The following is a 22,153-nucleotide window of genomic DNA, read 5'->3' on the forward strand; positions in this document are numbered from 1 at the left end:
CTTCAAGGTACTTGAATTACGGAGAAGAACAGGCCGAGGTTCTTTATCGCACTCGCAAAGCCTTCGTAGTCGACCGGCTTGGTTATATAGACATTTGCACCAAGGTCATAACATTTCTGAATCTCGGTTTCGTCATCCGTCGTCGTCAAAACGACCACCGGCAAACGGCGCGTATATTCGTTACTCTTGATCTCCTCGAGAATTCGGATACCCGACATATCAGGGAGGTTAAGATCGAGCAAAACGAGAAGATATCGATCTTTGCTGACAACGCCATCGCGGTTTTCACCGAGGATGTAGTCGAGTGCCTTTGCACCGAGCGTAAAGGGCATGATCTCGTTGTTCACACCTGCGCGACGTACGTTCTTCTCGATCAGCCGAGCATGACCTTCGTCATCCTCGATCATAATGATCGTTACCTCTTGACCGGTTGCCTTCATTTTTCGCCTTCTTTCGTCACTTTTCTGAGATCGCTCGGCAGCAGCAACGTAAATGTACTGCCTTTGCCAAGTTCGGAACTCACCTTAATGTCTCCTCCTAAACTTCTTATTAGCGACCGAACATGGGCAAGGCCGATGCCTTCCCCCGGCTGATCCTGATCACCGGCGCGGCGAAAGAGTTCGAACACCCGTTCCAGATCATGCTCGCCAATGCCGCGCCCGTTGTCGCTGACTTCGATGCTGATGGCACCCCGCCCGGACGGATAAGCACGGGCAGTCAATCGCAGCGGTCGTCCCGGCATCTGGTATTTCACCGCATTGTCGAAAAGATTGCCAAGGATTTGGTCGAGAGAGATACGATCCGTCACGACTGTCAGCTTTGATGTCTCGACACTGATCTCGCCGCCATTGGCATTGATCTGGTGACGAACCGTCTCGGAGAGCGATGACAGCAATGTCTCTATGTCGACTTTTTCCGGCTGCAGCTTTCGCTGACCATCGCGCGATATCTTCAAGATCGCATTGATCAGCTGGTCCATCTTGCGTGTCGAAGAGCGGATGAAACTGATCGCCTCGGGAAGATCTTCCTCGACAGCCAGTCTGGCATCCCGAACCACGTCGTCGGAAGGCATTTTGCCGTCTGCGAGCACATAGGCGGTGACCGGCTTCAGGGACGTATCGAATTCCGAGAGGAACCCCATGATATTGACGAGCGGCGCACGCAAATCATGCGTGACGATATAGGCGAAGCGCTGAATTTCCTGATTGGCGCTGCGAAGATCACGGGTTCTTTCCTGAACCCGCTCCTCCAGATGGCGATTTAGCTCGTCAACATCTTCCCGAGACCGGTTCAACGCACGGATATATGTGAAAACCAGAAAGATTGAACCGCCGACAACAAGCAGGATCGCCAGCGTGCCGCCGAGCGTTACCCATTGCAATGTATTGGCGGCGCCAAGTTGGTCTCCGACGATGATGCGTAGCCGATCGTCGGTCTGCGATTGCAGCTTCGACAAGATCGCCCTGATTTCGTTCATGAACCGTTTGCCGTCATTCTCACGGACGACCTCGACTGCCTCGGTGATGCGTCCTGCCTTTTGCAGATCGATGGTTTCCTGGGTTTCAGCCAGCTTGTTGGCGACGGCATTACCGAGATCCGTCAGATCCTGCTCGTATTGCTTCTGGTCCTTCAGCACTTCGAGAAGTCTGGACTGCCTCTGCGGCAACAGGCTCAAGGCCTCCTGATAAGGGCCCAGATACTCGATGTTGTTGGTCAGCAGATAACCCCTCTGCCCCGTTTCAATGTCCTGCATCGACGTCAGGATATCGAGAATGGCTGCCCGAACACGGCGCAACTCGGCTGTTTCTTGCGAGTACCGGTTGTTCACCTGCACTAGCCACAGCGAAGTGGCGACCATTCCGGTCAATATTGCAACACCCACAGCGAGCATAAACAGACTTCGCTGAGCAAAAGGCGAAAAACTAATCACAGTTGAAAATTCCCGGCATGCACCTCATTCGCGCGCAAACTAGAATATGCGGCGCATTGAATCGAACGTTTTATTTTCGATTCATATGGGAACCACTTTTGACGACGCGCGTTGAGCAAGGCTGTAAAAGATATTCCGCTCAGAAAAGCGGATAGCGGTGCGAAACTTCACGGTTTTTCAATGCGGAATGCCAGAATTGCCTTAAACAACCTGAACCAGATGGCCCGGGGAAACGGTTTTGTAGTTTCGCGTCGGCGTTTGAAATCCCATCGGCCGAATCGGGCTTTTCAGTTCATCGTTGGATATACCGCGCTTTATTCCGCGTCGCGCCGGATCGGGTACCGGCACTGCCGACATAAGTTTCTTCGTGTAGGCATGTTGCGGATTGTCGAAAACAGCAGCGCGCGGACCGATCTCCACAATCTCACCGAGATACATCACCGCGACGCGATGGCTGACACGCTCCACCACCGCCATATCGTGGGAGATGAAGAGGAAGGCGAGATTGAGGCTCTGTTGCAGGTCGAGGAGCAGGTTGCAGACCTGCGCCTTGATCGAAACATCGAGAGCCGACACGCTTTCGTCGGCAACAATGACCTTCGGATCGAGGGCAAGCGCACGGGCAATCGCGATGCGCTGGCGCTGGCCGCCGGAAAATTCGTGAGGATAGCGGCTCGCCATGTCGGCGGTTAGACCAACCTTTTCGAGGAGGTCGGCAGTCTTTTCCTTCGCCTGCTTCGTGGTGCCCAGTTTGTGCTTGATGAAGGGTTCGGAAATCGCCGTACCCACCGTCATGCGCGGATTGAGCGACGAGAACGGATCCTGAAAGATCATCTGTACGGACTTACGCATATTGCGCAGGCCGACGGTATCGAGCCGCATCACATCGTAACCATCGAGCGAAACCTCGCCGGCCGTCGGTTCGACAAGACGCATGATCGAGCGGCCGGTCGTCGACTTTCCGCAACCGGACTCGCCGACCAGTGCAAGCGTCTCCCCCTGAAACAGATCGAAGGAGACGTTTTCGACCGCGTGGACCGCACCCGTCTGCCGGGCCAAAAGGCCGGAGCGGATGGGAAAGCGCGTCACGAGGTTCTTGACCGACAGGACAGGTGTCTGTCCGCTCGCAACCGTTTCGGCCACTTCTACCGGCTCGGTCGACAAGCCGGTTTTCATGTCGAGGACCGGAAAGCGCGTCGGCCACTGCCGGTCGCGCATCGAGCCGAGCTTCGGCACCGCCGAAAGCAGCGCCCGCGTATAGGGATGCTTGCCGCGCTGGAATATATCCCCGGTCGGTCCGGTCTCGACCTCATCGCCGCGGAACATGACAATGGTGCGGTCGGCGATCTCCGCCACGACGCCCATATCATGAGTAATGAAGAGGACCGACATGCCCTCCTCTTCCTGAAGCAGTTTGATCAGATCGAGAATCTGGCCCTGAATGGTGACGTCGAGCGCGGTCGTCGGTTCATCGGCGATCAGCAGTTTCGGCCGGGAAGCGAGCGCCATTGCGATCATCACGCGCTGGCGCATGCCACCGGAAAACTGATGCGGATACTCGTCGAAGCGACCGGCCGCGTTGGGAATACGAACCTTTTCGAGAAGCCGGACCGTCTCCGCCCTTGCCTGCTGCTTCGAAAAGCCCTTGTGCCGGATGAGGACCTCGGAAATCTGGCGGCCGATCGTGAAGATCGGATTGAGCGACGTCATAGGCTCCTGAAATATCATCGAGACGTCGTTGCCCCGCACGCCCCGCATGTCCTTCTCGGAAAGCGCCAGAAGATTGCGCCCGCTCAAGAGAACTTCACCCTCAATCCGGCTGAAAGCGGGGCTAAGCAGGCGCATGATGGACAGCGAGGTGACGGACTTTCCCGAACCGGACTCACCGACAATCGCGACGGTTTCGCCCGGAGCGACATCGAAGGAGACGTTACGGACGACGCTCTTCCAAGCATCATCGACGAGAAAAGAAGTGGTCAGGTTTCTAACGGAGAGAACAGGTGTCGTATTCATGATGTCATCGTCCCACAGCATAGGCCTGCATCAGTCGCGGGGTTGCGGCGGCCCGCAGCAGGCCATCGGCATCCCGCTTTGCGGCAGTCAGGCGCCCCACCGACCACGCATCGGCAACGGTGACCTTGTGTCCGCGGCGGCGAAGCTCCTGCAGCGTGATATCACCCACGGTGCTTTCCACCATGATCTCGGCCGGCGAACTGGTGCGCGGATAAAACGAGCCCGGAAAATGCGAGGTATGGAACAGCGGCATGTCGATGGCCGCCTGCAGGTTCTTGCCGTGATGCGCATAACGCAGGAAGAAGGGCAGCTGCCACTGATCCTGCTGATCGCCGCCCGGAGTACCGAACACCATGGAAGGGCGTCCCCGATGCAGCGCGAGCGAGGGTGTCAACGTGGTGCGCGGGCGTTTTCCCGGTGCAAGCGAGGTCGGCAGGCCTTCCTTCAACCAGAACATCTGGGCGCGGGAATTGAGCGCAAAGCCCAATCCCGGAACGATTGGCGATGATTGCAGCCAGCCGCCGGACGGCGTGGTTGAGACCATGTTGCCCCAGCGGTCTATGACATCGATATGCACGGTATCGCCGCGTTTTTCTGTAAGATGCGACATGGTAGGCTCGTAGACGGTGCCCTTGCCGCTCATTTCGGCGAGCATGGCCATGGTGGCGTCCACCTGCTTCTCGTAACCCGGCACGATGCCGGGACGCAGATCGAGGGATGCCTCGGTGCCAATCAGTTTACGACGCCCGGCATTGTAGCCTTCAGAGAGAAGATATTCCGTCGGAATCTGGCCGAAATCAGGATCGCCGTAATAGACCTCACGGTCGGCAAAGGCGAGCTTCATGGCCTCAACGATGGTGTGGATGAAATCGGGGCCGGACGGGTCCATGGCCGCAAGATCGAAGCCGTTCAACAGGGCGAGCGACTGCAACAAAACCGGTCCCTGCCCCCAGGCAGGCGTCTTTGCAATCGTCCAGTCATGATAATCAAGCGTCTGCGGCGCCTCGATGGTCGCGCTCCAGTCCGCCATATCCTGCGCCGTCAACACGCCCTTGTGCTTGGTGCCGCTTGCATCCATGACTTCAGCGGTCTTGACGTAAGTGTCGATGGCTTCCGCTACGAAACCCCGATAGAAAGCGTCGCGTGCAGCTTCAATCTGGTTTTCGCGACCCGAACGCGCTTCGGATTCAGTGACGATCCGCTTGTAGGTTTCCGCAAGTACAGGATTCCTGAAAAGGGCGTGCGGCTCGGGTGCGGCACCACCCGGCAGCCAGGTCTCATAGGATGTCGGCCATTCCTTCTCGAAGAATTCTGCAAGCCCCTTGATGGTGGCGGAAACGCGCGGCAGGGTCGGATGTCCGTATTCGGCATAATAGATGGCCGGTTCCAGCACCTCGCGCACGCTCATCGTGCCGTAGTCGCGCAGCATCAGCATCCAGCCATCGAAGGCTCCGGGAATGACGGTTGCAAGCAGACCATCGCCGGGGATCAGCTTAAGCCCCTCCGAGGTATAGTGCTCGATGGTCGCGCCACTCGGAGCAGGCCCCTGCGCGCAGATGACTTCGACCTTGTCCTTCTTCTTTGAATAAAAGACGGCAGGCATGTCGCCGCCGGGGCCACAGAGATGCGGTTCGACGATCTGCAGCACGAAGCCGGTGGCAATCGCTGCGTCGAAGGCGTTACCTCCCTTTTCGAGGATTGCCATGCCCACGGCCGATGCGATCCAGTGCGTCGAGGTGACGACGCCGAATGTGCCAAGGATCTCGGGGCGTGTGGTAAATTCGGTCATTCAGTCAGTTCCTTATGAGAAATCATGCTTCGCGCGGATCGAGCGCATCACGAAGGCCATCGCCCAGGAGATTGAAGCCTATGACGACGAGGAAAATTGCAATGCCGGGCCACATCGTCATCCACGGCGCCTGGCTCAGAAAGTTCTTCGCGGTGTTCAGCATGGAACCCCACGACGGCGCCGGTGCCTGCTGGCCAAGGCCGAGGAAGGAAAGGCTCGCTTCCGCAATGATGGCGGTCGCAACCGTCAAGGTCGCCTGCACGATGATGGGAGCAAAGACATTTGGCAGGATGTATCGTGTCATGATGTCGAAGTGGTTGAGGCCAATCGACCTTGCCCCCTCGACATAATCTTCCATCTTGACCGCCAGCACCTGACCACGGGTCAACCGAACGAAAATCGGCATGGCGGAAAGCCCGATGGCGATCATCGCGTTGGTAAGGCTCGGGCCGAGGAAGGCCGCAAGGGCAATTGCCATGATGAGGAACGGCATAGCCAACAGCGCTTCGGTGATGCGCGATATGACCATATCCACCCAGCCACCGAAATAACCGGCGATCAACCCGAAGGGTACGCCGATGACCACCGCGATCATGACGGAGACAACACCCGCCATCAGCGAGGCGCGCGCGCCATAAATCATGCGCGAAAGGATATCACGGCCAAGATCGTCGGTGCCGAGCCAGTGGGCGGCGGACGGCGCCTTGCGGATGGCCGACCAGCTGGTCGCGATAGGGTCAGAAATCGGCAGGATCGGTGCTGCAACGGCAAGTACCGTGAAGAAAAGCACGATAATCAGACCGGCCAGCGCCGATTTGTTGCGCTTCATTTTCTTCCAGGCGCGGCTTTCCTGCCGCGGCACCGGTACGGACAGGTTTTGATCGAGAGCGGTCATGATATCAGGCCTCAGATCGTCGCCTTGAGGCGAGGGTTAAGCAGGACATAGGCAATGTCCGCCAGCAGGTTCATGAGGATGAAGCCGACCGCGGTGCAGAGCACGATGCCCTGGACGACGGCGTAATCGCGGGTGAAGACCGCATCGACGGTCATCTTGCCGAAGCCGGGAATGGTGAATATCTGCTCCGTCAGAACCGCACCGGCCAGCAACTCACCGAAAAGCAGTGCCAACAGCGTGATCACGGGCAGAAGCGCATTGCGAAAACTGTGCGACAGGATGATTTCGCGCGGCGAAAGCCCCTTGGCGCGGGCGGTGCGGATATAGTCTGAACTCAAAACCGCAACCATTGCCGAACGCGTGTGGCGCATCAACGTTGCCGCAAGCGCATTGCCGAGCACGAAGGCGGGCATGATCATCGTCTCGATGGAGCGAACGGGGTCGACGAATATCGATTCATATCCGGATGCCGGCAGCCAGCCGAGCTTCACTGAAACCAGCAGAATAAGCATGATACCGAGCCAGAAATTCGGGATCGACAGGCCGGAAAGCGCCACGATATTGGCGGTGTAGTCGATCCATGTGTTTTTCTTGACGGCGGCCAGAATGCCGATCGGAATACCGATGACCATCGCAAAGAACATCGCCATCACAGCCAGCTGGATGGTGACCGGCAGCTTCTGGCCGATCAGTTCCAGCACCGGCTGGTTGGTCCTCAGCGAAATACCGAAATCGCCGGTCACCACGCCGCCCAGCCAGTTGATGTACTGAAGCGGTACCGGGTCGTTCAGGCGATACTTCTCCCGCAGGAATTCAATCGTCGCCGGATCACGCTCCTCACCCGCCATGGCGAGAACCGGATCACCCGGCAACAGTTTCTGCAGCGAGAAGACGAAGATGGAGATGATCAAAAGCGTCGGGATCGCGACCAGCAGTCGCTTGCCGATATAGACAGGCATGGCATTGCCCCCGTTCGTGCACGTTCTGGAGGGCCGCACGGCAAGCCGTGCGGCGGATTTGAAGCGCTTAGTCCTTGCTGACGCCGAGAAGGCGGATCATGCCATCAGGCGAAGGCTCCCAGCCCTTGACCTTCTTGGAAATGGCATAGGCATAGGGCTGGTGGCCGAGATAGATGATCGGCATGTCGTCGTTTAGGATGACGCTTGCCGCATCGTATTTCTCCTTGCGGACCGCATCTTCAGTCGAGGCGCGTGCTTCGTTCAGCAGCTTGTCGACTTCAGGATTACAATATTTCACATCGTTGATGCCGCCCTTGCAGGTGACGAACTGGTGAAGATTGCCATCGGGATCGATACGACCAGACCAGTCGGAACGGCTGAGCTGATAGTTGCCGGCGGTCTGTTCGGAAAGAAGCGTCGCAAATTCGGTGGCCTTCAGCGTAACGTTGAAGCCAGCCTCCGCCACCATGGACTGGATCACCTGCATCATCTGCGTCTGCGTGGTGTTGTTGGCGTGCTGAAGTTCGATATCGAGCTTCTCGTAGCCAGCCTCCTTCATCAACTGCTTGGCCTTGTCGATATCGCGTGGCGGCACCGGCAGGTTCTGGTTGAACCATGGGCTTGTCGGCGGGAATGACTGATTGCCGGCCTTGGACGTACCCTCAAACACGATCTGGCCGATCGCTTCGCGGTCAATCGCATAGGAGAAGGCCTGACGCAGGCGCTTGTCCTTGCCGAGCGGATTGTCAGCGCGCGCGCCGTTGTTGATGTTGACATACATGGCCATGTAGCCCGGACCGATCACGTCCGCATAGGTCAATTTGGGGTCATTCTTGACGGATTCCGCATCGGACGCCGAGATACGTTCGGCAATGTCGAGATCGCCAGAGCGGAGGTTTGCAAGCTTCACAGTTGTATCGGGAATTGGCAGGTAGACGATCCTGTCGACCTTGATCTTGTCTTTGTCCCAATAATCCGCGAATTTTTCGAGGACGATACGGTCCTGCTGGATGCGCTCGACGAATTTGAACGGTCCGGCGCAAACCGGCTTGGAGCCGAAATTCGCGCCCAGTTCCTTGGCGGCCTTCGGCGCGACGATCATGCCCGCGCGATCTGAAAGCTGGGCAAGCAGCGTGACATCGGGCGTCTTCAGCGTGAACTTGACTTCCAGCGGCCCGGTGGCCTCAACCTTTTCAACCGAGGACAACTCACTCTTGCGGCGGGATTCCGGAAGGGTCATGTTGCGCTCGATGGTGGCGACGACGGCGGCCGCATCCAGCGTCTCGCCGTCGTGGAACTTCACGCCGTCGCGAATTTTCATCGTCAGCACCTTGCCACCCTCGGACCAGGCCCATTCGGTGGCAAGCTGGGGAACGATCTTCATGTCCTGCGAGATATCCACCAGCTTGTCGCACATGGAGGTGTAGACGATACGGCCGACGAAGGTGCGCGATTGCGCGGGATCAAGCACGTCCGCGTCATCGTTAAGGCCGATGCGCAATTCGGAAGCCATGGCTGGTGCGGTCAGAAACGCGCTTGCCAACAGCGCCGCAGTCAGTGTGTAGATTTTCTTCATGTTCGATCCTCTGGTCTGGTTTTCTTTGACTTTTGTCATTGGCCGGCCCCGAAGGCCCGGCGGGTTTTCGTCCGCGGCCTATGAGGCCGGGGTAAGCGGACTGTCGGCTTCGTTGATGCTCTTCGCCGCACGGTCTTCCGCAGCGCTCTCCTCCTGAAACCCGAGCGAAGTGGCGCGGATCAATCGTTCCTGATGCATGAGAAGGTGCTGGCGCATCGCCTCTCCGGCACGCGCCGGATCGCGATCGGCAATGGCATCGACGATGGCGACATGCTGTTCGAAAGACGCCTTGCCATTCGTGCCACTGCGCCGGGCAAGTTCGCGGATCGACTGCCAGGCATCGTCCTGGCGAATACGGTTCACGACATCGAAGATCGACAGGAACAGTTTGTTGCCAGCACTCTGGGCTATCTGGCGGTGGAGCGAGCCGTCCCACAATTCCTTGGCATCGGCATCCGTGCTTTCGCCGGTCTTCTTGACGAGCGCGCGCATGCGCTCCACCTCGGCGGGCTTGGCGCGCATCGCTGCAAGCTGCGCCAGTTGCGGTTCGATGCGCAGGCGGACTTCCATGATTTCCATGATATCGGTGCTGGCGACCATTTCGGTCACCTGGGTGGACCAATCGTCCGGCTTTTCACCCACAAAGGTTCCGGCCCCCTGGCGACGCCAGATAAGACCCTCGGCCTCCAAAACCTCCAGAGCACGGCGGATTGACCGGCGGCCGACATTGAAGGTCTCGGCAAATGCCCGCTCCGTCGGCAGACGGCCGTCATTCGCGAGATTCTTTGTCTGAATGTACTCGCGCAGCTTCGCCAGAGCGTAGTTTGAATTGTCGTTAGGGTTTGTCGCCAAGCCGCACCATTTGTGTGAACCAATCGAACATTGGTTCATTTGGTGAGAAATTTCGACAGACGTCAAGCCCATTTTTGAGCCTTGATTACAAGCGCTCAAAATATGGGCATACGCCGATTTTCAGGGTCGGAAATGCATGCTTTCAAGGCAAGGATGACAATGCAGGCGAGCAAATGAATTACGACCGAAATGCCACCCTTGTCCTGTACGCGTTTAAGCCAGCATTGACATCATTCGGAGCTTTTGAGTCCGTTCAAAATCTCGTAAGCCACGGCAACACGATCCTCATTGGGATAGTTTTTATTGGCCAGAATGACGATACCGAGTTTTTGCTCCGGTATGAACGCCACATAGGCGCCGAAACCGTTGGTGGAGCCGGTCTTGTTGATGAAGACATCGTCACGCGGCTTTATCGGCGGCGAAATTTCCGATACCGGCACCGTCTTGAGCAAGGCGCCGGAGTTCGTTTCGATCAGTGTTTTCAGCGCGGCTGGGTAGCCATATTGCTCCCAGATCATATCCTGCGTCATCGCGCCAACGCTGAAATATCCCGTATGAGTGTTGGCGATCGCCTGCTGGAGTTTTCCGTCCAGCTTTTCCAGCCCCATATTCGCATTGACGAAACGGATCATGTCGGTCGCCGTCGATCTGACCCCGTAAGCCTCCGATGAGAGAATGGCTGGCGTCATGCGGGCCGGTTCGCCGGTTCTCTTATAACCCTGCGCATAATCGGCCATCTTTGCCTTGGGCACCACGGTGAAGGTGCTCTTCAATCCAAGCGCCGGAAACAGTACGTCCTGCATTGCGCTGTCATAGCTTTGGCCCATGGCCTTTGCGGTGACGTATCCGAGCATTCCGATGCTGGGATTGGCGTAGGTTCTGTGCGTTCCCGCCTTGTATGCAGGCTTCCAGGCCTTAAGATAGGCCAAAAGCTGCGGCTCCGTCTTGACATTGTCCGGCACCTGCAACGGAAAGCCGCCGGCGGTGTGGGTGCCAAGATGCATCAGCGTGACATCGCCAAACGGTTTGCCCTTCATTGAGGGAAGATAGTCTTCGACCTTGCCTGATAGTGACAGTTTCCCGTGCGTCTCCGCATAGGTACTGAGCGTGACCGTAAATGTCTTGCTGATGGAACCCAGCTCGAAAAGCGTCTGCGGGGTAACCGGCTGGCCCGTAGTTTTGGACATGACACCGTAGGTGAAGACGTGGTTTTCGCCATCGACACTAATGCCAACGGCCAGACCCGGAATACCGTTCTTCTCCATCACCGGCTTGATCGCTGCATCCGTTATCGCTTTCAGCCTGGCATCATCAGCGGCAAAAGTCTGCGTGAACAGGCTCGTCGAGATCAATGTGGCCAATGCAATATGTCTGCGATTAAGTTTCATCTTTCGCGTTCTCCAAAACCTCAAGTGGATTTTCGGCGCCTGCGCCGTCCCCAGCGAAAGACGTTTAACCGCCCTACATTGCACGAACAAATCATGATATCTCGGACGAGGCATAACAAAATCTAGGTCTTGAATGGTTCGGCAATTTCTTCCACTGAACGGCTTGAGGGCATTTGAGGCATCAGCGCGGCACCTCAGTTTCACCCGCGCGGCCATAGAACTCTGCGTGACGCAGGCGGCTGTGAGCCAACAGGTGAAGGGCCTCGAAAAACGACTGGGGGTTTCCCTTTTTCAACGGCTTCCAAGAGGCCTGAAAATCACCGCGGAAGGCGAAGCCCTGCTACCGACGGTCACCAGCTCTTTCGATCAGATGGCGATCACGCTCGACAGGATCGAAGCCGGTCAGGTGCGCGAACTGCTGTTTCTGGGCGTCGTGGGAACCTTTGCCGTGGGCTGGCTGCTGCCGCGGCTGAGGGAATTTCAAAAGCGGCACCCGTTCATCGACGTGCGCGTTTCCACCAACAACAACCGCGTGGACATGGCCGCCGAAGGCCTGGATTTCGCCATTCGATTCGGCCAGGGCTCCTGGCATGGCACGGATGCATTCCGGCTTTTCGAGGCGCCCCTTTCGCCTCTCTGTACGCCGAAACTGGCGGAGACACTGAAATCCCCCGCTGATCTCGCGGACGCCACGCTGTTGCGCAGCTACAGGTCTGACGAATGGGCCACGTGGTTTGCAGCGGCTGGCGTAACACCGGTGGCGCAGGTGAATGCCGGCATCGTTTTCGATACCTCGCTCGGCATGATGGAGGCCGCATTGCAAGGGCTCGGCGTGGCGCTCGCCCCGCCATCGATGTTCTCGCGGCATCTGGCATCCGGGACTATCGTCCAGCCCTTCCCCGTCACCATATCGCTTGGCAGCTACTGGCTGACGAGGCTGCAATCAAAGCCGCCGACACCAGCCATGCAGGCCTTCTCGGACTGGATGTTTACCAATATCGGTCCTGCGCAAGACGGCCTATGACAGGGCGAGCAGAACGCCACCAATCGCGCAGATGACCACCACGATCCATGGCGGCGTCTTCCACACCGTCAACAGGATGAAACCCGTCAGCGCAAGTGCAAAATCCTTCGGCATGAAGATGGCGCTTGTCCACACCGGATCATAAAGCGCGGCCCCGAGAATGCCAACGACGGCGGCATTTGCGCCGCGCATGGCAGCCTGCGCCAGAAGGTGCTTGCGAAACCCCTCCCAGAAGGGCAGCGCACCGACGAGCAGTAGCATGCCCGGCAAAAAGATCGCGACAAGCGCAATGACTGCTCCCGCAATCCCGTTCGGCTGCGGCCCCACCACAGCGCCGAGGTAGGCCGCGAAGGTGAACAGCGGGCCGGGAACGGCCTGGGTTGCACCGTAACCGGCGATAAACGCATCTTCTGTCACCCAGCCCGTGGAAACCACTGCCGATTGGAGCAACGGCAGCACCACATGGCCGCCACCAAAGACAAGGGCGCCGGCACGATAGAACGCATCGAACAATGAGAGGCCTTGCGAGCCGGCCATCGCCGCGAAGACCGGCAGGAAGGCCAGCAGGAGCGCGAAAGTGGCAAGCGCAATGTATCCGACACTTTTCGGCACCCGGAATGCGAGATGGGATGCCTGACGCGCGGCCTCGCTGCGGCAGAAGAAAAGCCCCGCAATGGCACCCAAGGCAAGCGCCAGAATCTGGCCAAAAGCCCCCGCGACAAACACGACGCAGATGATGCCGACGAGCGCGATGCTGGCACGCTGTCTATCTGGGGCAAGGCTCTTTGCCATGCCCCAGACGGCCTGCGCCACCACGGCGACCGCAACGATCTTGAGGCCATGCAACAGGCCGGTACCGACCGGCCCTTCTATCGACGCGGCGACCATGGCGAAGAGAAGCAGGAGGATAGCGGATGGCAGGGTGAAGGCCGTCCAGGCCGCCAGCGCACCGAGCGGCCCTGCCCGCAGCAACCCAAGGGCAAAACCGACCTGGCTGGAGGCCGGCCCCGGCAAGAACTGGCAGAGCGCCACGAGATCGGCATAACCCGCCTCATCGATCCATTTGCGCCGCACGACCAGCTCATCGCGAAAATAACCGAGATGGGCGATGGGACCGCCGAAGGAGGTGACCCCGAGCTTCAGGAACGCCGTAAAAACTTCGCCGGGCGTGCCGCTTCGAGGGGTGGCCGCTTCAGTGCGGATGGTTTGCGTTGACGACTTCACGAAAAAGCTCCCTGAGCGTGCAACGGCTGTTCGTCTACACAATGTCCGTATCTAAAACGATATCGATATCAGACACTATTATGACAGGGATATGAAGAGGCTGGAGCGCGTCCTCGATGAACGGGATCGTTCGACGCGCGCCATATCTTCGTTTCACGCCTTTTCGAGCCTCAGACGATCAGTCCCTTCATGGGCCGGATGGCCTCCGAACCGGGAAAGACCGCCTTGTCAAGCATGGCAGCGCTTGCGCCGAGATGATCGACCGCGAGACCCTTGATGATCGCGCGAATATCCGTCGTGGGCGCAAGGTCCCGCCCATCCCGCAACTGCGCGAGCTTGAGGCCGGGCCAATCGGCGATGACACGCCCGCCACGGATGCTGCCGCCGGCGAGAAAGGCCGTTGTTGCCGTTCCGTGGTCAGTCCCTTCCGTACCGTTGATACGGGCGGTACGGCCAAATTCCGTCGCGACCAATATTGCCGTATCCTTCCAGACCGGCCCCAGCTCCTGCTCGAAGGCGGCAAGCGCATTGTCCAGCCCGCTCAACAATTTTGAAAGGCGGTCGACCTCATGGGCATGGGTGTCCCAACCCTCGAAAGCCAGCGCCGCAACGCGCGGCCCTTCCGGGTGCGCAATCAGCCGTGCTGCACCCCGCGCCATCTGCTCCATGCCAACAGGATCACCCGGACCACCACGCGCCTTGATATCGACGCCGGAGGCGATCCTACCGGTTTCGATGCCCTCGGCAAGCAATGCCGCCAGCATCGGGTCAGTCTGGCCGTAGAGATCGGCAAGGCGCGGAGAGAGATCGCCATCGGCGGGTTTGAGAACGGATGGCGCCCATCCCAATATCGGGGCCTTGCCGCGAATGACAAGCGGAGCACTGGCGCCAATGGCAAGGCCGCTCACCCGCTGCCCGGCCGTAGCTGGATTGATAGTTTCACCCGCCGGCAACTGTTCGAGCAGACGGTTCAGCCAACCCGTCTCGACATGGCCGGGGGTTGGAAAACCAGATTCCAGCACATCCTGGCCATCAAAATGCGAACGGTCACGATAACCGGTGGCGCTGGCGTGGACCACCGCTGCCTCGCCCTTCCGGTACAGCCGCTGGAAATTGCGAAGGGATGGATGGAGCGCAAAGAAACCATCCAGCGCGAGGGCTGGATTGTCGCCTTCAGTGCGCATGGCGATCTGTTGCCTTAGCGCCTCATAGTCGGGGTCGCCGACGGGCGGCACGGCGGTCAGCCCGTCGAGCGCGCCGCGCAGGATGATGGTGACGAAACGTGGGTCGCGCCCGCCGGCAGCAAAAGCAAAACGCGGCATGAAGGCCCAGGCAAAAAGCGCGCCGCCTGTGCCAAGAAGAGCGCGGCGGGTTGGGGAAAGATGTTCACACAGCATGGTCAACGCCTCTGGAATTCGGGGGAAAGGAAAGCAATCGTCAGTCCCTGCGGTTTGCTCTCAGCCCGCTGCACGGCCTTTTTCGTCTCCTCGGACAAAAGTGGCCCCAGCCGGTCTGCGACGAAGTCGCGCGGATCGATTGAACCCGCAACCTGATGGGCGAACAGACTGGCGGCATCGATACGCGTCGCCAGGCCCTCGGAAGAACCCCAGCTATCGGTGAAATCGGCAAAACCGTTCGGTCCGGAGGGGTTCCACAGCGGCTGTCCCAACGCGTTGAGCACGGAAATTACCTGCTCGGGTTTTGGCACTATTCCACTCGCCCTGATGACGGTCGTCACGAAATCTAACGGGGGTCTGAGCTTGGTCAGCGCCGGGCTCCAAGACTGTTCAGCCTCGATCAGCGCCATATAGGTGGCAGAAAGATCGCCGTGGCTCTTGGTGTAGGCGGCGGCAAGTTTCGCCACCAGCTCCGGCGGTGGCTGGTCGCTGATGAAGTGACGTACGAGCTTGTAGGCGAGATGGCGCGCGGTGGACGGATGGTGCGCAAGATCGCGCAGCACCCGCCGCCCCTGCTCTACCCCCGCTTCACCGTAGGTGATGCCCATCACGGCATGGTCGCCGGGTTCATGGTTGTTGGCGTTGAAGGAAAATCGGCCAAGCGGGCCCGGACGCTTCTCGTCGCGATAGACGCTCCAGCCGGTGATGATGCGGGCAAGTGCTGTAACATCGGCCTGACTATAGCCGCCATCCACCCCGAGCGTATGCAGTTCCATGATTTCGCGCGCGAGGTTTTCGTTGAGCCCGCGCTTGCCGTTCCTGTTGGCCTGCGAATTCGGTCCGATCGATTGCTGATTGTCGAGAAAATACAGCATGGCGGGGTGGGTCTCGACTGCGACCAGCATATCCTCGAAATTGCCAAAGACATGCGGACGGATCGCCTCACGCTCGAAAGCGCCAGCGAGAATGTGCACATCACCGCCCTTGCCGGTGGCAACCGCGAAGTGATTGGCCCAGAACATTGCCAACCGCTCGCCAAAACCGATCAGCGGCTGGCGTATCGTGCCGTTGAAGCGGGCGTCCGCCTCCGCAAGCAGTATCTGCTGGGGAAAATAGGGGCGCTTGGTGGCCGGCACGTCCGGCTTCTTGTCCTGTGAAGCACTGGCAGGCGGCACCATGCCCGCATTGTCCATAGCGTTTGCGGCAGTTGCCATTGCCGGCGATGGTGGGCTCATGGCCCCTGCGGTCGCACCCGCGGCGCCGGTGGTGGCCGCGACGGCAAGGACAGCAGGTTTTTCACGCTCGGCCTTGATCTCCTTGTTATACGCCATCAGCGATATCAGAAGATCGGCGCTGGAATGAAGCTGTGCGCCGACAGGAATTGATGTGGCGCGTTCGGTAATTTCCAGCCGCAACAGATCGCGCGGGTCGTCTTTGATCGCCTGGATATCGCCTTCACGCGCGCCGAGGCCGAAACGCCACAGACAGAGTGCTGCATCCAATTCCCTGGAATTTGACATGGCCGATACGAACTCCGTTTCGTTATCGACCATTCAACGGGCGCCAGGGCCAAAATCCGTCGCTGTTGAAATGTGATTATTTCGTGGCCGGTTTCGGCGCCTCACGGGCGAGCAAGCCTTCCGCCAGCCGGCGCCGCGCCTCTAGCGACAATGTGCGGGCGAACTCCACGGCCTGCATCTCGGTTGCGGCGCGGACCTCATATTCCGCCTTGCGGGCACGCTCAAGCGCTGCGGACAATGCCTCCGGGTCAAGCGTTTCCGCGCCCATCAGGGACGCCGCCTCGATACGCGCCTGGCGCGCCTCGGCGGAGGTTTCCCGCATGGTCCTGCGTGCATCGCTGAGGCTGCGCCGGAAGGCCTCCCTTTCGGTCTTTGGCAATTGTTCGCCCGCAAGCGGCATGCGGGCAGCGGCAGCGGCCGGGTCGTTCCGCAGATAAACGAACCCTGCGCCGGCAAGCGCGCAGACAAGAAACGTATTCGCGACGAGAAGGACAACGACTATCCAGCGGAAATTCTGATCGCTCATTTCGTCTCCTCGGTCATTTCGTTTTCGGTTTGCAGGTTTCCGAACGCGGTCAACGTATCGCCCAATGTCAGGGCGGGCGGTGGCGTGAGGTTGATGACGGCAACCGCTCCCGTCAGCGCGCCCGCAAGGCTGATGCCGATCATGCCCGCACCCAGCCCGTACCGGACGATCCATCTGCGTCTGGTGGTCTGCGCCTTTGCCTGCGCAATGATCTTCGCGTTGAGCATGGCCGAAGGGTCGCGAAGACGATATGCCGACAGCGTAAAATCGAGAGGCGCCGCCTGCGCAATCAGGCGCCTGCCGTCTGCCGTCTCCGCATAAGCCATGGCCTCCGGCCGCCGGTCTTCCGGCCAGCGTTGTGGATCGGCACCATAGGCCGCCACAAGATCGGAAAAAACCTTGTTATCCATGAGCGTCTTCTTCGCCCCATTCATTGGTCGCCCTCATTCAAAATCGCATGGAGTGCCCGGCGGCCACGCGCCAGAAGGCTTTCCAGTGCGTCCACACTGACATGCATGACATCAGCCGCCTCGCGGTTCGACATCTCCTGATAATAGACCAGAACGATCGCCTCCCTTTGTCGCGCGGGTATGGCCTGCAAGGCGCGCGCCACGGCACCGCTCTCGTCACCATCATATGGCAGGGCGGCATCGGGCAGCACACTGCCGTCAATCTGTTCGGGCGGCTCAGCAACCGATATTTCCCGGCGCTTTCGCAACCGGTCGTAACAGAGGTTCAGCGCCACCCGGTGGATCCATGTGTCGAATTTCGCACGCCCCTGCCGCCACGTGCCTGCATGTTTCCATATGCGCAGGAAGGTCTCCTGCGCGATGTCTTCCGCCTCTGCCGGATCACCCAGCATACGCGTGGCAAGCGCCATGATCCTCGGCAGTTTGGCCGTCACCAGAGCCTGCATCGCGCGGACATCTCCCGCAGCGACATCCGCCACCAAATCTGCATCCGGATCGCTTACCATGTATCGGGCTTTGTCTCCGTACTGTCCTGTCGGACACGCGCGAAATCCATGCGGAATGACGGCGGCTTCAGTGAGGATGTCCCGCACCTTGCCACTTTAACGCAGACCCGCGCAAAATCCGTCGCCGATTTCTGGGAAATATTCGCGTGCATTTTACGGCAGACCGCGGCACCGCCCGAACACATTGGAACGGCTGTTTCAACCGTCCACAGATACCCCGGCAAGCCTGTCCGGCCCGAACGCTTCAAGCAATCCGCGATAGGGCTTGGCGAGTGGCGTGGCATAGGCGCCGCGCTTGGCGGTCGAAAGCCCCATCGATACCAGCGATTCTGCCTGTTTCACCGCCGCAGCGACTCCATCGATAACAGGCACGCCGAATTCGCTGCGCAGCTCGGCGGTCAGATCCGCCATACCTGCGCAGCCAAGCACGATCGCTTCGGCGCGATCTTGACGCAGGGCCAGTGAAATCTCTTCCCGCAGCCTCTCCCTGGCATTTGATGCCGGATCTTCCAGCGACAGGACGGGAATATCGGCGGCACGCACATTGCAGCGGGCAGACATGCCATAACGGTGAACGAGATGTTCGAGCGGCAGCCGCGAACGCTCCATCGTCGTAACGATCGTAAACCTCTGCGCGATGAATGCCGTGGCTGAAACCGCCGCTTCGCAAATCCCAATTACGGGTATGTCGGCGAGCGCGCGGGCCGCATCGAGCCCGGTGTCGTCGAAACAGGCGATGACGGCTGCCGTGGCACCAAGCGTCGGCGCCTTGGCAAGCTCGAGCAGCAGGCCGGGTACCGCGAAAACCTCATCGTAATATCCTTCGATGGAGACAGGCCCCATGGAAGAGGTCACTGCCAGGATTTCCGTATCGCAACTGGCCGCCCGCGTCGCCGCGTCGGCGATCGTCGCCGTCATGGATTGCGTCGTATTCGGATTAATGACGAGGATGCGCATGTTCTGTTTTTTCATCAACGCGAATGGCGACGGTTCAGAGTGACGATCAGGCCAAGCGTGCCCGCAATAACCAGGAAGGAGAAAAGGGTCGTGACGGCTCCGAGCGCGTAAAGCACCGGCGTGGTGACGTTGGTGGTCATGCCGTAGATTTCCAGTGGCAGGGTGTTGTAGGTGCCTGACGTCATCAGCGTGCGGGCAAATTCGTCATAGGAAAGCGTAAAGCCGAACAGGCCGACGCCTATCAGGCTCGGTGCAATCATCGGCAGCACCACATGGGCAAAGGTCTGCCAGGCGGATGCCCCGAGATCGCGGGCGGCTTCTTCATAGGATGGAGAAAAACGGTTGAAAACCGCCAGCATGATGAGCACGCCGAATGGCAGCGTCCAGGTCAGGTGCGCGCCGAATGCTGATGTATACCATGAAGGTTCCAGCCCAAGTTGTTGGAAAAGAACGCCGATACCGAGTGATATGATGATCGATGGCACCACGAGGCTTGCGACGGAAAGATAGAATAGCGGCGTCGCGCCGATGAATTTGCGCCGGAAAGCGAGACCCGCCAAAAGCGAGACGAGCACCGTGACGACCATGACCATGACGCCAAGCCCGAAGGAACGGCGGAACGAGCCGCCAAAATCGCCGACCGCCTGCTGTTCGAAAAGATTGCCGAACCAGTGCAGCGAAACGCCGTTGAGTGGAAAGGTCAGTCCGCCATTCGGCCCCTGAAAGGCAAGGATGAGGATCGCCGACAGCGGGCCGTAGAGGAACAGCACGAAGAGCAGAAAAAAGAAGGCGAGGACATAGAATTCACGGCCGCGTTTTTCCGAATGCATGGGTCACAGCTCCTTGCGGATATCGACGATGCGCAGGATGCCCGCGACCATCAGAAGAACGAGGATGAGCAGGATGACGGCATTTGCGGCCGCTGCGGGATATTGCAGCAGCGACATCTGGTTCTTCATCATCAGTGCCACCGACGCGCTCTGCCCGCCGGACATCACCTGAACCGTGGAGAAATCGGCCATGACAAGCGTCACGACAAAGATGCTGCCGATCGCCATGCCAGGTTTGGCAAGCGGAATGATAACGTTCCAGAGGGTCTGCCAGCCAGTCGCCCCGGCATCGCGCGCCGCTTCGATCAGCGATTTATCGATGCGCATCAGCGTGTTGAAGATGGGTGTGACCATGAAAAGCGTATAAAGATGCACCATGGCCAGCACCACGGCAAAATCCGAATAGAGCAGCCATTCGATTGGCGCAGGTACGATGCCGGCGCTGACCAGCGCGCTGTTGACCAGACCGTTGCGCCCGAGAACGGGAATCCAGGAAATCATGCGGATGATATTCGATGTCAGGAACGGCACGGTGCAGACGAGGAACAGAACCATCTGCATGGTGGTGGTGCGGATGTGGAACGCCAGGAAATAGGCAACCCAGAAACCGCAGAACAGCGTTATCGCCCAGACGATGGCGGCAAATTTGAGCGTGTTGATATAGGTCTGCCATGTAACCCAGGACCCGAGCGTCTCGGTATAGTTGAAGGTCACGAAACCCGGATACATCTGGGCAAAATCATAATCCCAGAAACTGACGACGGCGATCATGACGATCGGTAAAAGCAGGAAAAAGCCGAGGATCAGGAAAAGCGGTGTGGCCTGAATATAGGACACAAGCTTCTGCGGCAGGGCGAAGCTGCGGGACGGCTTGTCCTTTTTTTCGCTCACGCCGATGAATCTGACTGTCACCAAGGCTTTTCTCCTGCTGGCTGCCTGTGAAAGAGAGGCCGCGTCGGCGCGGCCTCGTGTCTGCGAAAGGCGAGAAGATCAGGCCGCGATGAACTCGTTCCAGCGACGAACCATGTAGCGGTCCTCGTCCATGACGGAGTTCCAGCAGGCGACCTTGCCCATGCGCTCCTGGAACGAACCGCCGTCGCGCACTGCACCGGCCTTTTCCATGACCTTGCCATCAGGCGCGATGATATCGCCCTGCGCGGGCTTGCCTTCGACCCCAGTAGCCCCACTCGTCGGCCGACATATGTTCCTTGGCCGTATCCATGGCGGCGGAGTAATAGCCCTGACGGTTGAGGTAGGCGCCGACCCAGCCGGAGGTGTACCAGTTGATATACTCGTAAGCCGCATCCAGCTTTGCGCCGGAGAGGTGCTTGGCAAGGCCAAGGCCGCCGCCCCACGAGCGATAACCTTCCTTGAGCGGCTGGTATTTGCAGGCGATGCCCTTGGAGCGAACGGCGGCGACGGCGGGCGACCACATGGACTGGATCACGACTTCACCCGACGCCATGAGGTTGACGCTTTCATCGAAGCTCTTCCAGAAGGCACGGAACTGGCCGTCCTTCTTGGCCTTGATGAGGAAGTCGATGGTCTTGTCGATCTCCTCCTTCGTCATGTTGCCCTTGTCGGCATATTTGATGTTGCCCATGGCTTCCATGATCATCGCCGCATCCATGATGCCGATGGAGGGGATGTTGAGGATAGAGGCCTTGCCCTTGAACTTGGGGTCCATGATATCGGCCCAGCTGGTGATATCGCGGCCGACGAGATCGGGGCGAATGCCGAGCGTATCGGCATTGTAGATCGTCGGAACCATGGTGAAATAATCGGTTTCGCTTTTCGCAAACTTCTTGTCGCCGGGCTTTTCGACGAAACCGACCGTGTGCGGGGCGGTACCCTGGGCCACGACGCTATCGGGCGTCAGCTTGCCGTTTTTAAACAGCGGAACGATCTTGTCGTAATATTTCAGCTTCTTGATTTCCATCGGCTGAATGACACCCGCCGGGTAGACCTTCTTCAGGATCCAGTATTCGATATCGGCGATATCGTAGGAGTTCGGCTGGGTCACGGCGCGCTGCGCGGCCGCATCCGAATCCGTCGCCGTCATCTCCAGTGTGATACCGAGATCAGCCTTGCACTTTTCGGCAATCGCATTGAGGTTCGAAACACCCGTGCCGAACTGGCGGATCGTGATCGGGTTCTGCGCCCATATGGTCGGGAAACCGGTGACAAGGCCGGAGCCGATGGCCGCGCCTGTTGCGGCGGCACCTGCTTTTAGAAGGCCGCGGCGGGACAGGCCCTTGCTGCTGTTGGAGTTGTCGGTCATTTCAAAGTTCTCCTCT

19 protein-coding genes and 1 pseudogene are annotated in these 22,153 nt (G+C 58.9%); 1 reads left to right on the forward strand and 19 read right to left on the reverse strand.

Annotation, left to right across the window (positions count from 1 at the left end; genetic code table 11):
• Nucleotides 1-2 precede the first annotated feature (2 nt).
• From RBH71_RS04430 to ampC, 9 genes are all read right to left on the reverse strand, one after another.
• A complete protein-coding gene (locus RBH71_RS04430; RefSeq protein ID WP_003517744.1) occupies nucleotides 3-440 on the reverse strand; it encodes a response regulator in 438 nt (145 codons plus the stop codon).
• Nucleotides 437-1,891: a sensor histidine kinase gene (locus tag RBH71_RS04435; RefSeq protein WP_323687170.1), complete on the reverse strand. Its 1,455-nt coding sequence runs from the start codon at nucleotides 1,889-1,891 to the stop codon at nucleotides 437-439. The genes RBH71_RS04430 and RBH71_RS04435 overlap by 4 nt, the downstream gene beginning before the upstream one ends.
• A gap of 240 nt (nucleotides 1,892-2,131) precedes the next feature.
• Entirely contained in the window at nucleotides 2,132-3,943 is a 1,812-nt protein-coding gene (locus RBH71_RS04440) for an ABC transporter ATP-binding protein (RefSeq protein WP_323687171.1), read from the reverse strand.
• Nucleotides 3,944-3,947: 4 nt separating this feature from the next.
• On the reverse strand, nucleotides 3,948-5,732 hold the full coding sequence (locus RBH71_RS04445) for a gamma-glutamyltransferase family protein (RefSeq protein ID WP_323687172.1): 1,785 nt from the start codon (nucleotides 5,730-5,732) through the stop codon (nucleotides 3,948-3,950).
• 22 nt (nucleotides 5,733-5,754) lie between these two features.
• Nucleotides 5,755-6,627, reverse strand: coding sequence for an ABC transporter permease (locus tag RBH71_RS04450; RefSeq protein WP_162648903.1), 873 nt, complete (start codon nucleotides 6,625-6,627; stop codon nucleotides 5,755-5,757).
• Nucleotides 6,628-6,638: 11 nt separating this feature from the next.
• Complete coding sequence (locus RBH71_RS04455) at nucleotides 6,639-7,586, reverse strand: ABC transporter permease (RefSeq protein WP_003517753.1); 948 nt, start codon at nucleotides 7,584-7,586, stop codon at nucleotides 6,639-6,641.
• A 67-nt stretch (nucleotides 7,587-7,653) separates the two neighbouring features.
• A complete protein-coding gene (locus RBH71_RS04460; protein WP_003517755.1) occupies nucleotides 7,654-9,162 on the reverse strand; it encodes an ABC transporter substrate-binding protein in 1,509 nt (502 codons plus the stop codon).
• Nucleotides 9,163-9,240: 78 nt separating this feature from the next.
• Nucleotides 9,241-10,053 (reverse strand): FadR/GntR family transcriptional regulator, encoded by an 813-nt coding sequence (locus RBH71_RS04465; protein WP_323687173.1) that lies wholly within the window; start codon nucleotides 10,051-10,053, stop codon nucleotides 9,241-9,243.
• A gap of 191 nt (nucleotides 10,054-10,244) precedes the next feature.
• Nucleotides 10,245-11,402 carry a class C beta-lactamase gene (gene ampC, locus RBH71_RS04470; protein ID WP_323687174.1) on the reverse strand — a complete coding sequence of 386 codons (1,158 nt, stop codon included), beginning with the start codon at nucleotides 11,400-11,402 and terminating at the stop codon, nucleotides 10,245-10,247.
• A 133-nt stretch (nucleotides 11,403-11,535) separates the two neighbouring features.
• Between ampC and RBH71_RS04475 the strand changes: the two genes are divergently transcribed.
• Nucleotides 11,536-12,426, forward strand: coding sequence for a LysR substrate-binding domain-containing protein (locus RBH71_RS04475; protein ID WP_019566422.1), 891 nt, complete (start codon nucleotides 11,536-11,538; stop codon nucleotides 12,424-12,426).
• On the opposite strand, the gene chrA is transcribed toward RBH71_RS04475, so the two are convergent.
• The 10 genes and pseudogenes from chrA to RBH71_RS04525 form a co-directional block, all read right to left on the reverse strand.
• Nucleotides 12,421-13,650, reverse strand: a complete 1,230-nt coding sequence (chrA, locus tag RBH71_RS04480; RefSeq protein ID WP_035199296.1) for a chromate efflux transporter — start codon at nucleotides 13,648-13,650, stop codon at nucleotides 12,421-12,423. The two genes, RBH71_RS04475 and chrA, sit on opposite strands and share 6 nt — an antisense overlap.
• 170 nt (nucleotides 13,651-13,820) lie before the next feature.
• Nucleotides 13,821-15,047 carry a DUF1501 domain-containing protein gene (locus RBH71_RS04485; protein WP_323687175.1) on the reverse strand — a complete coding sequence of 409 codons (1,227 nt, stop codon included), beginning with the start codon at nucleotides 15,045-15,047 and terminating at the stop codon, nucleotides 13,821-13,823.
• A 2-nt stretch (nucleotides 15,048-15,049) separates the two neighbouring features.
• Nucleotides 15,050-16,567: a DUF1800 family protein gene (locus RBH71_RS04490; RefSeq protein WP_323687176.1), complete on the reverse strand. Its 1,518-nt coding sequence runs from the start codon at nucleotides 16,565-16,567 to the stop codon at nucleotides 15,050-15,052.
• A 76-nt stretch (nucleotides 16,568-16,643) separates the two neighbouring features.
• Nucleotides 16,644-17,093, reverse strand: coding sequence for a periplasmic heavy metal sensor (locus RBH71_RS04495; RefSeq protein WP_003517770.1), 450 nt, complete (start codon nucleotides 17,091-17,093; stop codon nucleotides 16,644-16,646).
• Nucleotides 17,090-17,503 carry a hypothetical protein gene (locus RBH71_RS04500; protein WP_323687177.1) on the reverse strand — a complete coding sequence of 138 codons (414 nt, stop codon included), beginning with the start codon at nucleotides 17,501-17,503 and terminating at the stop codon, nucleotides 17,090-17,092. Before RBH71_RS04500 ends, RBH71_RS04495 begins: the two co-directional genes overlap by 4 nt.
• A gap of 20 nt (nucleotides 17,504-17,523) precedes the next feature.
• Nucleotides 17,524-18,069, reverse strand: coding sequence for an RNA polymerase sigma factor (locus RBH71_RS04505; protein WP_019566427.1), 546 nt, complete (start codon nucleotides 18,067-18,069; stop codon nucleotides 17,524-17,526).
• A 198-nt stretch (nucleotides 18,070-18,267) separates the two neighbouring features.
• On the reverse strand, nucleotides 18,268-19,026 hold the full coding sequence (locus tag RBH71_RS04510; protein ID WP_112161462.1) for an aspartate/glutamate racemase family protein: 759 nt from the start codon (nucleotides 19,024-19,026) through the stop codon (nucleotides 18,268-18,270).
• A 14-nt stretch (nucleotides 19,027-19,040) separates the two neighbouring features.
• Nucleotides 19,041-19,856 (reverse strand): ABC transporter permease, encoded by an 816-nt coding sequence (locus RBH71_RS04515; protein WP_097170353.1) that lies wholly within the window; start codon nucleotides 19,854-19,856, stop codon nucleotides 19,041-19,043.
• 3 nt (nucleotides 19,857-19,859) lie between these two features.
• A complete protein-coding gene (locus tag RBH71_RS04520) occupies nucleotides 19,860-20,771 on the reverse strand; it encodes an ABC transporter permease (RefSeq protein WP_019566429.1) in 912 nt (303 codons plus the stop codon).
• Between the two features lie 75 nt (nucleotides 20,772-20,846).
• A pseudogene (locus tag RBH71_RS04525) lies at nucleotides 20,847-22,137 on the reverse strand (ABC transporter substrate-binding protein).
• Between the last annotated feature and the right edge of the window lie 16 nt (nucleotides 22,138-22,153).

The sequence above is a fragment of the Rhizobium sp. AN68 genome, assembly GCF_030758035.1.
Classification (GTDB): Bacteria; Pseudomonadota; Alphaproteobacteria; order Rhizobiales; family Rhizobiaceae; genus Agrobacterium; species Agrobacterium tumefaciens.

Coding starts and splice junctions, on each gene's coding strand:
- RBH71_RS04430 (WP_003517744.1), bottom strand. CDS start 440: ATGAAGGCAACCGGTCAAGAGGTAACGATCATTATGATCGAGGATGAC.
- RBH71_RS04435 (WP_323687170.1), bottom strand. CDS start 1,891: ATGCTCGCTGTGGGTGTTGCAATATTGACCGGAATGGTCGCCACTTCG.
- RBH71_RS04440 (WP_323687171.1), bottom strand. CDS start 3,943: ATGAATACGACACCTGTTCTCTCCGTTAGAAACCTGACCACTTCTTTT.
- RBH71_RS04445 (WP_323687172.1), bottom strand. CDS start 5,732: ATGACCGAATTTACCACACGCCCCGAGATCCTTGGCACATTCGGCGTC.
- RBH71_RS04450 (WP_162648903.1), bottom strand. CDS start 6,627: ATGACCGCTCTCGATCAAAACCTGTCCGTACCGGTGCCGCGGCAGGAA.
- RBH71_RS04455 (WP_003517753.1), bottom strand. CDS start 7,586: ATGCCTGTCTATATCGGCAAGCGACTGCTGGTCGCGATCCCGACGCTT.
- RBH71_RS04460 (WP_003517755.1), bottom strand. CDS start 9,162: ATGAAGAAAATCTACACACTGACTGCGGCGCTGTTGGCAAGCGCGTTT.
- RBH71_RS04465 (WP_323687173.1), bottom strand. CDS start 10,053: ATGAACCAATGTTCGATTGGTTCACACAAATGGTGCGGCTTGGCGACA.
- ampC (WP_323687174.1), bottom strand. CDS start 11,402: ATGAAACTTAATCGCAGACATATTGCATTGGCCACATTGATCTCGACG.
- RBH71_RS04475 (WP_019566422.1), top strand. CDS start 11,536: ATGGTTCGGCAATTTCTTCCACTGAACGGCTTGAGGGCATTTGAGGCA.
- RBH71_RS04485 (WP_323687175.1), bottom strand. CDS start 15,047: ATGCTGTGTGAACATCTTTCCCCAACCCGCCGCGCTCTTCTTGGCACA.
- RBH71_RS04490 (WP_323687176.1), bottom strand. CDS start 16,567: ATGTCAAATTCCAGGGAATTGGATGCAGCACTCTGTCTGTGGCGTTTC.
- RBH71_RS04495 (WP_003517770.1), bottom strand. CDS start 17,093: ATGAGCGATCAGAATTTCCGCTGGATAGTCGTTGTCCTTCTCGTCGCG.
- RBH71_RS04500 (WP_323687177.1), bottom strand. CDS start 17,503: ATGGATAACAAGGTTTTTTCCGATCTTGTGGCGGCCTATGGTGCCGAT.
- RBH71_RS04505 (WP_019566427.1), bottom strand. CDS start 18,069: ATGGTAAGCGATCCGGATGCAGATTTGGTGGCGGATGTCGCTGCGGGA.
- RBH71_RS04510 (WP_112161462.1), bottom strand. CDS start 19,026: ATGCGCATCCTCGTCATTAATCCGAATACGACGCAATCCATGACGGCG.
- RBH71_RS04515 (WP_097170353.1), bottom strand. CDS start 19,856: ATGCATTCGGAAAAACGCGGCCGTGAATTCTATGTCCTCGCCTTCTTT.